Annotated in this window: 11 protein-coding genes; 2 read left to right on the forward strand and 9 right to left on the reverse strand. The window is 69.7% G+C overall.

The window, feature by feature from the left end:
• Positions 1 to 18: 18 nt before the first annotated feature.
• From upp to LCC91_RS08955, 8 genes are read right to left on the reverse strand one after another with little or no spacing between them, the layout of a single operon-like run.
• A complete protein-coding gene (gene upp, locus LCC91_RS08920; RefSeq protein ID WP_043704075.1) occupies positions 19 to 663 on the reverse strand; it encodes a uracil phosphoribosyltransferase in 645 nt (214 codons plus the stop codon).
• Positions 660 to 1541, reverse strand: a complete 882-nt coding sequence (fdhD, locus tag LCC91_RS08925; protein ID WP_052231840.1) for a formate dehydrogenase accessory sulfurtransferase FdhD — start codon at positions 1539 to 1541, stop codon at positions 660 to 662. The genes upp and fdhD overlap by 4 nt, the downstream gene beginning before the upstream one ends.
• A gap of 22 nt (positions 1542 to 1563) precedes the next feature.
• Positions 1564 to 1920, reverse strand: a complete 357-nt coding sequence (locus tag LCC91_RS08930; RefSeq protein ID WP_052231839.1) for a hypothetical protein — start codon at positions 1918 to 1920, stop codon at positions 1564 to 1566.
• A 20-nt stretch (positions 1921 to 1940) separates the two neighbouring features.
• Positions 1941 to 3095 carry a formate dehydrogenase subunit gamma gene (locus tag LCC91_RS08935; RefSeq protein ID WP_058615756.1) on the reverse strand — a complete coding sequence of 385 codons (1155 nt, stop codon included), beginning with the start codon at positions 3093 to 3095 and terminating at the stop codon, positions 1941 to 1943.
• Positions 3096 to 3120: 25 nt separating this feature from the next.
• On the reverse strand, positions 3121 to 3375 hold the full coding sequence (locus LCC91_RS08940; protein WP_043704072.1) for a hypothetical protein: 255 nt from the start codon (positions 3373 to 3375) through the stop codon (positions 3121 to 3123).
• Between the two features lie 2 nt (positions 3376 to 3377).
• A complete protein-coding gene (gene fdh3B, locus LCC91_RS08945) occupies positions 3378 to 3980 on the reverse strand; it encodes a formate dehydrogenase FDH3 subunit beta (RefSeq protein ID WP_043704070.1) in 603 nt (200 codons plus the stop codon).
• A gap of 10 nt (positions 3981 to 3990) precedes the next feature.
• Positions 3991 to 6954, reverse strand: coding sequence for a molybdopterin-dependent oxidoreductase (locus LCC91_RS08950; RefSeq protein ID WP_043704066.1), 2964 nt, complete (start codon positions 6952 to 6954; stop codon positions 3991 to 3993).
• 11 nt (positions 6955 to 6965) lie between these two features.
• Complete coding sequence (locus tag LCC91_RS08955) at positions 6966 to 7181, reverse strand: hypothetical protein (RefSeq protein ID WP_043704058.1); 216 nt, start codon at positions 7179 to 7181, stop codon at positions 6966 to 6968.
• A gap of 411 nt (positions 7182 to 7592) precedes the next feature.
• Here LCC91_RS08955 and LCC91_RS08960 point away from each other — a divergent pair, with 411 nt between their 5' ends.
• Positions 7593 to 9020: a sigma-54-dependent transcriptional regulator gene (locus LCC91_RS08960; protein ID WP_052231838.1), complete on the forward strand. Its 1428-nt coding sequence runs from the start codon at positions 7593 to 7595 to the stop codon at positions 9018 to 9020.
• Positions 9017 to 11062 (forward strand): sensor histidine kinase, encoded by a 2046-nt coding sequence (locus tag LCC91_RS08965; RefSeq protein WP_043704056.1) that lies wholly within the window; start codon positions 9017 to 9019, stop codon positions 11060 to 11062. Before LCC91_RS08960 ends, LCC91_RS08965 begins: the two co-directional genes overlap by 4 nt.
• A gap of 10 nt (positions 11063 to 11072) precedes the next feature.
• Here LCC91_RS08965 and LCC91_RS08970 read toward each other — a convergent pair whose 3' ends face one another.
• Positions 11073 to 11705 (reverse strand): TorD/DmsD family molecular chaperone, encoded by a 633-nt coding sequence (locus LCC91_RS08970; protein WP_043704054.1) that lies wholly within the window; start codon positions 11703 to 11705, stop codon positions 11073 to 11075.
• Between the last annotated feature and the right edge of the window lie 12 nt (positions 11706 to 11717).

Genomic DNA, 11717 nt, shown 5'->3' on the forward strand with positions numbered 1-11717 from the left:
GTACGACCGGCCGCGCCGTCACTTGGTTCCGAAGATACGGTCGCCCGCGTCCCCCAGGCCCGGCACAATGTAGCCGTGCTCGTTCAGGCCGCGGTCCACGGCGGGGGTGTAGATCGGCACGTCCGGATGGTGGGCGTGGAAATTGGCGATGCCCTCCGGGCACGCGACCAGGCAGACGAAGCGGATCGAGCGCGGCGTCAGGCGCTTGAGCAGGTCGACCGCGGCGACCGCCGAATTGCCAGTGGCCAGCATCGGGTCGAGCACGATGACGTCGCGCTCCTCCATGCCCGAGGGCATCTTGAAGTAGTACTCGACGGGCTTGAGCGTCTGCGGGTCGCGGTACAGGCCGATGTGCCCGACGCGCGCGCTGGGCAGCACTTCCAGCATCCCGTCGAGAAACCCGTTGCCCGCGCGCAGGATGGAGGCGAGCACCGTTTTTTTGCCGTCGATCACGCGGCCGGTGGTCTTTTCCAGCGGGGTTTCGACCTCGACCTCCTGCATCGGCATGTCGCGCGTGACCTCGTACGCGAGCAGCGCGCTGAGTTCGTGGATCAGTTGCCGGAAGGTCTTGGTGCTGGTGTCCTTGCGACGCATCAGCGTCAGCTTGTGCTGCACCAGCGGGTGATCGATGACGTGGACTTGTCGCAGGGCGGCTTCGCTCATGGAAGCGGAGTATCCCACACCAGCCGCTGCGGGTGCGTGTAGCACAGAAAGCGCGTGTGGGTGGCGCGGCCGATCGCGCACAGCCCGAGGCGCTCCGCCACCTCGAGACCCATCTGCGTGGTGCCGCTGCGCGAGACGACGATGGGCACGCCCATTTGCGCGGCCTTGATGATCATCTCGCTGGTCAGGCGCCCGGTGGTGTAGAACACCTTGTCGTCGCCGCGGGCGATGTCCTCGCCCTGCAGCCACATCCAGCCGGCGATGGTGTCGACCGCGTTGTGGCGGCCCACGTCCTCGACGAAGAGCAGCAGTTCCTCGCCGCGAAACAGCGCGCAGCCGTGCACCGATCCGGCCTGTTTGTAGGTGGAGTCCTGTTCGCGGATCGCGCGCAGGATGCCGTAGAGCTCCGACTGGCGCAGCTGCGCGGTGGGCGGCAGCGCAATGCGTTCCACCGCGTCCATCAGGCTGCCGAAGACGCTGCCCTGCCCGCAGCCGGTGGTGACGACGCGCTGCGCGGTACGCGCCTCCACGTCGACGAGCCCCGTGCGCGTGCGCACCGCCGCCGCACCCACGTCCCAGTCCACGGTGATCGACTCGATGTCCTGCGGGCCGTCGATGAGCCGCTGGTTGCGCAGGTAGCCCAGCACCAGCCACTCCGGGTGCGCACCCAGCGTCATCAGCGTCACCAGCTCGCGCTTGTCGACGTATACCGTGAGCCCGCGCTCGGCCGGGATGCGGATCGTGCGCCGCTGGCCGAACTCGTCCACCACCTCCACCGCGCGCGTCAGCGGCGCGGACGCGGCACTGAGCCGCGGCAGCGGCCGCGTCGGCGCGCTGGCCCCCACGGCACCGAAGGCGAGCGGTTCGTTCAACCACATGGCACGCGGCTCCACACGACGGTCAGGACTTCTTCGCCGACGCAGGGGCGGCCCCACCGGCTGTCGCGGGCGCTGCGGGCGCGCCGGGTGCCGCCGGAGCGGCGAACGGCCCCGGGTCGACACACGCCGGCGCGTTGGCGGGTTTGGGGGCGTCCGGGCGGTTCTTGAAGAAGTTGGCCGCGGCGCGCTCGGCCGCCTTGCACGTCAGGTACGCCTCGACCTTGGCCTGATGGGCGGCCTTGGCCTTGGCCACCTCGGCGGCAGCCTTTTGCTCGTCGGTGAGGGTCGGGGTGGGCAGCTTGGCGTGCGCCACCGTCGCGGCGGCGATCGCCAGCGCCGACACCGTGGCCCACCGCAGGTTCGGGATCAACGGGAACATGGCGGGTTCTCCTCCGGGAATCAGGCGCGTGCATCGGCCGGCTGGGCCGGGGCGGCGTCGGCGCTGCGCTGCGCCGGGATCTTGCCGGCCTGGATGTCGCGGTACCACAGCTCGTGGTGCTCGCGCGCCCAGGTCTCGTCGACGTAGCCGGTCTTCATCGCCTCGTAAGCCCCCTCGGTGCCGACCGTGCCCATGTAGATGTGGCCGATGAAGAGCGCGATCATCAGCACCGCGGCGCTGGCGTGGATCATGTGCGCGATCTGCATGTTGCCGCGCACGTACTCGAAGCCGGGCACGAGCTTGTCGAGCACGAGACCCGAGCCGACGACGATCAGCCCGAGCAGGAACACCCCGCCCCAGAAGACGACCTTCTCACCGGCGTTGAAGCGGTGCGACGGCACCTCCTGGTCGCTGAGCAGGCCGCCGAAGCGCTTGATCCACGCCCAGTCCTCGCGCCGCGGCAGGTTGTCGCGCGCGAAGGTGACGATGACGATGACGAGCGACACCGCAAAGAGCGGCCCGACGAAGTTGTGCACGTTCTTCAGCGCGTAGGTCAGCCAGCCGAACAGCGTGTTGCCGATGATGGGCCGCAGGAAAAACTGCCCGAACGCCATCACGATACCCGAGATCGCCAGCAGCACGAAGGCGACGGCGTTCACCCAGTGCGCCGCGCGCTCGAACGCCGTGAAGCGCTCGATCTTGCGGCCCGTGGGCGGCGCGTGCAGCTTCAGCGGCCCGTTGGTGTAATAGAAGATCACCACCGCCAGCAGCGCGATCAGCACCAACGCCCCACCGTAGGGCAGGATGATGCCGTTGCGCACCTGCCGCCAGGCCTCGCCGGCGTTGGTGCGCGCCGCGCCGGGGTATTGCACGGTCGGCTGGATCAGCACGCCGTATTCCGGGTACGGGAAGTTGACCGTGCCCTCCACCCCCTGCCCGACCTGCCGCCACATCGGCGCGTTGTTGCCGGGCTGGACCTGGGCGCGTTCGGCGTTGGACTGGGTGGCGTAGCCGGGCTGGGTGGCGGCGTCGACCAGCGTGCGCGTCTGCGCCGCGGGCGCGGCCGGCGCGGCCGGCGCGGCCGGCGCCGACTGCGCCGTGGCCACCCCGGTGGCCGCCAGCGACGCCGCCAGCAGCAGGGCCCGCCAGCCGGCGGCGACGCTTCTCGGGTGCATGGCGTTCATGGCGACTCTCCCCCGGTCATTGGGTGGCGCTGGCGGGACGGCTGTACTCGTTCTGGCCGTACTGGGCGCGGACGCGCAGGTGCTGGGCCCACGCGGTTTTGTCGCCGGCGGACCAGCCGCGGTCGGCAAACGCCGTGCCGCCGGTGCCGGTGTAGGGCGGCTGGTCGGACTTGATGCCGGTGGCGGTCTGCGGTTTTTCGCCGCAGGCGGCCAACGAAAGGGCCAGCGCCACCGCGCCGACGGTGGTGGTGAGACGATGTACGGTCTTCATGGTCAAGCCCCCGCCTTCGCTTGCGTGCCGTAGGCCGTGCCCCAGCCCCAGACCTCCGCGCCCTTGCCGCGCTGGATCACGCGGGTGCGGAAGATGTCGGCCACGACGTCGCCGTCGCCGGCCAGCAGCGCCTTCGTGGAACACATCTCGGCGCAGGCCGGGAGTTTGCCCTCGGCGAGGCGGTTGCGGCCGTATTTTTCGAACTCGGCCTGGCTGCCGTTGGCCTCGGGGCCGCCGGCGCAGAACGTGCACTTGTCCATCTTGCCGCGCACGCCGAACGTCCCCTGGCCGGGGAACTGCGGCGCGCCGAACGGGCACGCGTAGCTGCAGTAGCCGCAGCCGATGCACACGTCCTTGTCGTGCAGGACGACGCCTTCTTCGGTGCGGTAGAAGCACTGCACCGGGCACACGGCCATGCACGGCGCGTCGGAGCAGTGCATGCACGCCACCGAGATGGACTTCTCACCGGGCACACCGTCGTTGATCGTGACCACGCGGCGGCGGTTGACGCCCCAGGGCACCTCGTGCTCGTTCTTGCACGCGGTCACGCAGCCGTTGCACTCGATGCAGCGCTCGGCGTCACAAATGAACTTCATGCGGGCCATGGTCTGCTCCTCAGGCGCGTTCCACGTTGCAGATCGTGGTCTTGGTCTCTTGCATCATGGTCACGATGTCGTAACCGTAGGTGGTGGCGGTGTTGACCGCCTCGCCGCGCACGATCGGATGTGCCCCCTCCGGGTAGTACGGCAGCATGTCCTTGCCCTGCCAGCGGCCGGAGAAGTGGAACGGCAGGAAGACGTGGTCCTGCGCCACCCGCTCAGTGACCAGCGCCTGAACGTTGATGCGCGCGCCGGTGGGGGTGGTAACCCAGACGCGGTCGCCGTTGCGGATGCCGCGCTGGGCGGCCGCCGCCGGGTGGATTTCGACGAACATCTCCTGCTGCAGCTCGGCCAGCCACGGGTTGGAGCGCGTCTCCTCGCCGCCGCCCTCGTACTCGACCAGTCGCCCGGAGGTCATCACGAGCGGGAATTTCTCGTGCAGCTTGTCCTCGACATTCTTCTGCTGCAGCGTCTTGTAGAGGATCGGCAGGCGCCAGCGGGTCTTCTGGTCGTCGTGCGTGGGGTACTTGGCGATGAGGTCCGGCCGGTTGCCGTAGATCGGCTCGCGGTGCTGCGGGATGGGGTCGGGGAAGTTCCACACCACCGCCCGCGCCTTCGCGTTGCCGAACGGGTGGCAGCCGTGCTTCATGGCCACGCGCTGGATGCCGCCGGAGAGGTCGGTCTTCCAGTTCTTGCCTTCCGCGAGCTTTTTCTCCTCCTCGGTCAGCTCGTCCCACCAGCCGAGTTTCTTGAGCAGGATGTGGTCGAACTCCGGGTAACCGGTCGTGATTTCGGCCCCCTTGGAGTGCGAACCGTCCTCGGCCAACAGGCTCACGCCGTCGCGCTCGACACCGAAGTTGGCGCGGAAGTTGCCGCCCCCCTCCATGACGTGCTTGGACGTGTCATACAGGTTGGGCGAGCCCGGGTGCTTCAGTTCAGGCTTGCCAAAGCACGGCCACGGCAGGCCGAAATAGTCACCGGTGAGGTCGTAGCCGGTCTCCTTGTCCACGACCTTGCCCTTGCAGCGCAGCGTCTTGATGTCGAAGGCGTGCATGTTGCGCATGTGCGCCTTGAGCCGCTCGGGGCTTTGGCCCGTGTAGCCGATGGTCCACACGCCGCGGTTGATCTCGCGCAGGATGTCCTCCGGCACGGGCTCGTCCATGCCCTTGACCTTCTGGAACGAATAGTTCTTGCACAGCTCTTTGTCGAAGCCCAGCCGCTGCGCAAGCTGGTACATGATCATGTGGTCGGTGCGGCTCTCCCACAGCGGCTCGATGACCTTCTCGCGCCACTGGATCGAGCGGTTGGACGCGGTGCACGAGCCGCTCGTTTCGAACTGCGTCGCTGCCGGCAGCAGGTACACGGCGCGGTTCGGGTTGAGGTCGGCCGGGTCACCGGGCATCGCCGCCATCGCCGCGGTCGCCGACGGGTACGGGTCGATCACGACCAGCAGGTCGAGCTTGTCCATCGCCCGCTTCATCTCGAGCCCGCGGGTCTGCGAGTTGGGCGCATGGCCCCAGAAGAACATCGCGCGGATGTTGGGCCCCTGGTCGATCAGCTCGTTCTTTTCGAGCACGCCGTCGATCCAGCGCGAGACCGTGATGCCGGGCTTGGTCATCATGCCCTCGGCATAGCGGCTCTTGATCCACTCGAAGTCCACCCCCCACACCGCCGCGAAGTGCTTCCACGACCCTTCCGCCAGGCCGTAGTAGCCGGGCAGCGAATCGGGGTTCGGCCCCACGTCGGTGGCGCCCTGCACGTTGTCGTGGCCGCGGAAGATGTTGGCCCCGCCGCCGCTGACGCCGATATTGCCCAGGGCGAGCTGCAGGATGCACGATGCGCGCACCATCGCGTTGCCGATCGTGTGCTGCGTCTGGCCCATGCACCACACGATCGTGCCGGGGCGGTTTTCGTGCAGCATCTTCGCGACCTTGAAGACCTGCTCCTCCTTGACGCCGCAGGCCTCCTCGACCTTGTCCGGCGTCCACTTGGCCATCACCTCCTCGCGCACCTTGTCCATCCCGTAGACACGGTCGTGGATGTACTGCTTGTCCTCCCAGCCGTTCTTGAAGATGTGGTAGAGCACCCCGAACAGGAACGGGATGTCGGTGCCAGAGCGGATGCGCACGTACTCGTCCGCCTTGGCCGCGGTGCGGGTGAAGCGCGGGTCGACGACGATCATCTTGCAGCCCAGCTCCTTGGCGTGGAGCATGTGCAGCATCGACACGGGGTGCGCCTCGGCGGCGTTGGAGCCGATGTACAACGCGACCTTGCTGTTCTGCATGTCGTTGTACGAGTTGGTCATCGCCCCGTAGCCCCAGGTGTTGGCCACGCCCGCGACCGTTGTCGAGTGGCAGATGCGCGCCTGGTGGTCGCAGTTGTTGGTGCCCCAGAAGCTGACGAACTTGCGCAGCAGGTAGGCCTGCTCGTTGCTGTGCTTGGAGGAGCCGACGAAGTACACCGCGTCGGGGCCGCTTTCGTCGCGCAGCGCCTTCATCTTCGCAGCGATCTCATCCAACGCCTGCTCCCACGAGATGCGCTGGTACTTGCCGTTGACCAGCTTCATCGGGTAGCGCAGGCGGTACTCGCCGTGCCCGTGCTCGCGGATCGACGCCCCCTTGGCGCAGTGCGCGCCGAGGTTGATCGGCGAGTCGAACACCGGCTCCTGCCGCACCCATACGCCGTTTTCGACGACGGCGTCGATCGCGCAGCCGACCGAGCAGTGCGTGCAGACGGTGCGCTTGACCTCGACCTTGCCGCGACCTTCGCCGGTGCCGGCCGGCGCCTCGGCGCGCGCGCGCTGCACCAGCGACAACTGTGTGGCGGCCAGCCCGACGCCGAGCCCGAGGCCGGAGCGGCGCAAGAAGGCGCGCCGGTCGACGGTGGGCAGCGCCCGCGCCAGCCCCTGGCGCAGCCGGTCGACCATGGCACCGTCGGCGCGGGTGCCGCGGGCGTGGGGGGAAACCTTGGTCAGCAACATGGCGCGACTCCTCAGACGCGGGTGGTGCGGTAGTACTGCTCCACGTGGGCGGAGAGGTGGTAGCCGCCGCCGCGGTGCGGCTTGGGCGGCGCGGGCGGGGCGGGCTGGGAGGACACGGCCGGCGGGGTGGGCAACACGCTGGCGACGGCGGCCAGCGCACCGACGCCGCCCGCGGTGGCAAACCAGCGGCGGCGCGCGCCTGAAACGGGGGTGTGCTTGGGATCCACGGTGGTCTCCTCGGCAGGGTGGACGAACGACTTTTGTTTTCAGCGTAGCGCGATTGCGCGCCATTTGCCACCGGGCGCCACCGGATTGGCCGTGCCGGCGGCCCGTCGTCGATTCGGGCCCCGACCCACCGGCCGCCAATGGAGGGAATGTCAAGCAATAACCATTCCATCGCTATTTGCGAATGGTCGGAGTTTTCGGCTGGCCTACGTTCGTGGAAATCCCGTGGCCATCCCGTTTGATCCGCGGATCCGGCCACCTTCCCGGCCATCGGACACGACAATTCGTCGTGCGCATCCGCACCGCGTTGCGACAATTTGTCGCACGGCGCGCGGCCGATGATGCGGCTTCAGAATGTCACAAAGGAGACAGTAATCGACCAATTTGGTCAAGATTCATACAATCGGGGGCATATGGCGATTCCCCCCTCCCCTCCTGCCACGGGCGGCACCGCGACGGCCGATGGCTGGCCGCAAGGCGCCATCCTGATCGTCGACGACGAACCGGGCATGCGCAATTTCCTCGTAAAGGTGCTGGCGCCGCGCTGCCGCTTCGTCGCCTGCGCCGGCAGTGCCGAGGAAGGCGCCGAGTGGATGCGCACCGAGCGCTTCGACCTCGTGATCCTGGACATCGCGCTGCCGGGGCAAAGCGGCGTGCAGTGGCTGCAGACGCTGCGCCACCAGGGGTTCGAGGGCGACGTGATCCTGATCACCGCCTTTGCGTCGCTCGACACTGCGATCGATGCGCTGCGCGCGGGGGCGTCGGACTTCATCCTCAAGCCGTTTCGCGTGCCGCAAATCCTCAACGCGATCCGCCAGTGCCACGAGCGCGCGCGCCTGCGGCGCGAGAACTTCGTGCTGCGCCGCGCCGCCCTGCCGTCGCGCTCGCTGGGCACGCCGTTGATCGGGGACTCGGCGGCGACGGCGCAGATCCGCGCGGCGATCGAGCGCCTGGCCCCGATGCCCAGCACCGTGCTGCTGCAGGGGGAGTCGGGCACCGGCAAGGAGCTGGTGGCGCGCGCGCTGCACGCGCTCAGCCCCCGGGCGCAGGGGCCGTTCGTGCCGGTGCCGTGCGGCGCGCTGCCGGCCGAGGACATCGCGCGCGAGCTCTTTGGCCACGCCCACGGCGGGCGCGCGGCGCGCGACGGGCTGTTCGTCTACGCCCAGGGCGGCACGCTGTTTCTGGACGAGGTGGCGGACCTGCCGCTGCCGGTGCAGGCGAGCCTGTTGCGCGTCATCGAGGAACGCCTGATCCGCCCGGTGGGCAGCCAGCAGGCGGTGCCGGTGGACGTGCGCATCGTCGCGGCCACCCGGCGGCGCCTGGCCGATGAGGTGGCGGCCGGGCGCTTTCGTGACGACCTGTACTACCGGCTGCGGGTGGTGGACCTGACGCTGCCGCCGCTGCGCGAGCGCGCCGAGGACATCCCGGCGCTGGTGGCGCATTTCATCGGCGTGCTGGCGCCGGCACTGGGCGTGCCGCCGATCGCGGTGGGCCCGGAGGCGATGACGCTGCTGCAGCAGTACCGCTGGCCCGGCAACGTGCGCGAGCTGCGCAACTGGGTCGAGCGCTCGCTGATCCTCGGCGAGGTCAACGTCTCGGCGCTGTATCCGTCGCTGGGTGCCGAAGCCGCCGCCCCAGGGGCGGGGGCGGGTGCGGCCGGGGCGACACCCGAGGAGACAGTCCCGCTGGATCTGGAGTCACTGCAGCGGCGGCACATCCTCGCGGTGCTCGACACGGTCGGCGGCGACAAGGGCCGCGCGGCGCAGCTGCTCGGGGTGTCGCGGCGTACGCTGGAGCGGCGCATGGCCGAGTGGGCGGCGCAAGGGCTCGTGCGGACATGAGCGGGGGCCTGGCGGCGTGGCGCGAAAGGCTGGGCCGCTCGGTGCGGCTCAAGCTGGTGGCGATCGCGCTGGCGCCGATGGTGGTGGCGCTGCCGCTGCTGTTGCTGGCGCTGTCGGCGTGGACCGAGTTTGCCTACGACCGGCTGCTGCGCACCAAGGTGCGCGCCGACCTCGCGGTGGCGCACGGGTATTTCGAGCAGGTGCTGCTGGAGGTCGGTGCCGGCACGCGCGGGGTCGCGTCGTCGCACGCGCTGTACGAGGCGCTGCGCCGCGCGCGCGCGGCCGCGCCCCCGCGGGCGGGCGCTCGCGCCGACGACCGGGTGCTGCAAGCGTGGCTGGACAGCGAGCGCGAACGGCTGGGGTTGGACTTCCTGCTGCTGCGGCGCGCCGACGACCCGGATGCGGAACCCGTGCAGACCCAGGGCAGCGGCGCGCGGCTGGTGGTGTGGGATCCGCAGCGACTCGCAGCCCATGCGCCGCACTTGCTGGAGCGAACCGGCATCCCGCTCGTGCCGACGCGCAACGCGGCCCCGACCACACGCACGCACGAGGAGCGCGCGCTGCTGATGCTGGCGAGCGTCGCGCTGCCGGCGGACGCGCCGGTGCCGGGGCTGGTGTTGCACGGCGGGCTGCTGCTCAACAACAACCTGGACCTGATCGACCACATCAACCGCATCGTGTACCCGGAGGGCACGCTGCCCTTTGGCAGCCAGGGCACGGCCACGCTCTTTCTGGATGACGTGCGCATCAGCACCAACGTGCGGCTGTTCGGCGAGCGCCGCGCCATCGGTACGCGCGTGTCGCAGGCGGTGCGCGACGCCGTGCTGGGCGAGGGGCGCACGTGGCTGGACCGCGCCTTCGTCGTCAGCGACTGGTACGTCAGCGCCTACGAGCCGCTGCAGGACGCCTACGGGCGGCGCGTAGGGATGCTTTATGTGGGTTTTCTGGAAGCGCCGCTGCGCTGGGTGCGGTTGGCCGTGGTGGCCGGCACGGCCGTGCTGTTCGTCGCCGTGATGGCGGCCACCGCGGCGCTGTCGCTGCGCTGGGCGCGCACGCTGTTCGAGCCGGTGGAGCGCATGCACACGACGATGCAACGCGTCGAGGACGGCGACACCCGCGCACGCGTCGGGCCGCTACGCTCGCGCGACGAGCTCGGCGAGCTCGCCCGGCACCTGGACCACCTGCTCGACGTGGTGCAGGACAACGCGCAGCGGCTGCGTGCCTGGGGCGAGACGCTGGACCGCAAGGTGGCCGAACGCACGCGCGAGCTGGAAGCGAGCCACGCGTCGCTGCGGCTGGCGCAACAACAGCTCATCCAATCCGAAAAGCTCGCCGCCATCGGCCAGTTGACGGCCAGCATTGCGCACGAGATCAACAACCCCATCGCCGTGATCCAGGGCAACCTCGACCTGATCCGCGAAACGCTGGGGGAAGCGGCCCAGCCGGTGCAGGCGGAGCTGCGCCTGCTCGACACACAGGTGGAGCGCATGCGCCTGATCGTGACGCGGCTGCTGCAGTACGCGCGCCCGACGGAGTTTGCCGGCTATGTCGAGCCGCAGGCGCTCGCCGCTGTCGTGGACGACTGCCTGGTGCTGGTGGCGCACCTGTTGCAGCAGCGGCGCATCGCGGTGCAACGGCACGACGCCGCGACCGTTACAGTCGCGTGCAACCGGCAGGAGCTGCAGCAGGTCGTCATCAACCTGCTGGTCAACGCCATCCAGGCGACGCCGGACGGCGGGACCTTGACGATCCGCAGCGGCGACTGGGCGGAGGGCGGACAGATCGTCGGCGCGTGGCTCGCCGTCGAGGACGAAGGGCCGGGGCTGGACGCGGCCACGCGCGAGCGCCTGTTCGCACCGTTTTTCACCACCAAGCCCGACGGCACGGGGCTGGGGCTGTGGATCAGCCAGAGCCTGCTGGAACGCTACGGCGGCCGCGTCGAGGCCGACAACCGCGCCGACGGCCGTGGCGCGGTATTCACGGTGCGCCTCTACACCGAACCGCGCGAGAGCGCTGCGGACGCGCCTGCGACCCCGGCCTGAGCACCGCGCCTCAGAGCATGTCGAACGCCTGCGCCTCCACGGCGATGAACGCCCGCGTCAGGCCCGCCAGCGCCGCGTAAAAACGGGCCTGCGGCTCGCGCTCGATGGCGTCGCACAACGCCGGTACCCACGGGTGCAGGTGCCGCGCGAAAAACGCCTGCTGCTGCGTGAGGTTGCAGACCTCGGCGTCGTCGCCCGCGATCAGGTAGCGCATCACCTCGCACAGGTAGGCGATGTGGTCCTCGGTTTCCGGCATGGTCTCGCTGCGCGCCAGACCCAGCCGGGCCAGGTCGTCGCGCAGCGCCGCCAGCGGCTTGTCGTTCAGAAAACCGCTCAGGTAGTGCGAGGCGTAGAGGTGCACCGCGGGCCGGCCCACGCCGATGAAGAGCGCCTCGTATTCGTCGCGGATCGCGTCGGCGGACGCCTCGCGCGCCCGCGCGACCAGCGCGCGCCACGGCTCCTCGAGGAACGCCCCGGCCACCGGGGCCTCGGTCACCGCGGCGCGCAGGCGCGCCAGCAACGCATCGTCCGGCGGCGCGTAGTACAGCGTGGCCAGCACGCCATAGAGTTCGGCGCGCGCGACTTCCTCGTCCAGGGCCTGGCGCACCGGGATGTGGTTCGGGTCGACGGTCGTGGTGTGCATGGGGGACGCCTC

This window comes from Tepidimonas taiwanensis (assembly GCF_020162115.1).
Taxonomy (GTDB): Bacteria; Pseudomonadota; Gammaproteobacteria; order Burkholderiales; family Burkholderiaceae_C; genus Tepidimonas; species Tepidimonas taiwanensis.

Excerpts from the sequence above, each read along its gene's own strand:
- LCC91_RS08970 (WP_043704054.1), bottom strand. The coding sequence starts at position 11,705 with ATGCACACCACGACCGTCGACCCGAACCACATCCCGGTGCGCCAGGCC.
- LCC91_RS08950 (WP_043704066.1), bottom strand. The coding sequence starts at position 6,954 with ATGTTGCTGACCAAGGTTTCCCCCCACGCCCGCGGCACCCGCGCCGAC.
- LCC91_RS08960 (WP_052231838.1), top strand. The coding sequence starts at position 7,593 with ATGGCGATTCCCCCCTCCCCTCCTGCCACGGGCGGCACCGCGACGGCC.
- LCC91_RS08940 (WP_043704072.1), bottom strand. The coding sequence starts at position 3,375 with ATGAAGACCGTACATCGTCTCACCACCACCGTCGGCGCGGTGGCGCTG.
- fdh3B (WP_043704070.1), bottom strand. The coding sequence starts at position 3,980 with ATGGCCCGCATGAAGTTCATTTGTGACGCCGAGCGCTGCATCGAGTGC.
- upp (WP_043704075.1), bottom strand. The coding sequence starts at position 663 with ATGAGCGAAGCCGCCCTGCGACAAGTCCACGTCATCGATCACCCGCTG.
- LCC91_RS08935 (WP_058615756.1), bottom strand. The coding sequence starts at position 3,095 with ATGCACCCGAGAAGCGTCGCCGCCGGCTGGCGGGCCCTGCTGCTGGCG.
- fdhD (WP_052231840.1), bottom strand. The coding sequence starts at position 1,541 with ATGTGGTTGAACGAACCGCTCGCCTTCGGTGCCGTGGGGGCCAGCGCG.
- LCC91_RS08965 (WP_043704056.1), top strand. The coding sequence starts at position 9,017 with ATGAGCGGGGGCCTGGCGGCGTGGCGCGAAAGGCTGGGCCGCTCGGTG.
- LCC91_RS08930 (WP_052231839.1), bottom strand. The coding sequence starts at position 1,920 with ATGTTCCCGTTGATCCCGAACCTGCGGTGGGCCACGGTGTCGGCGCTG.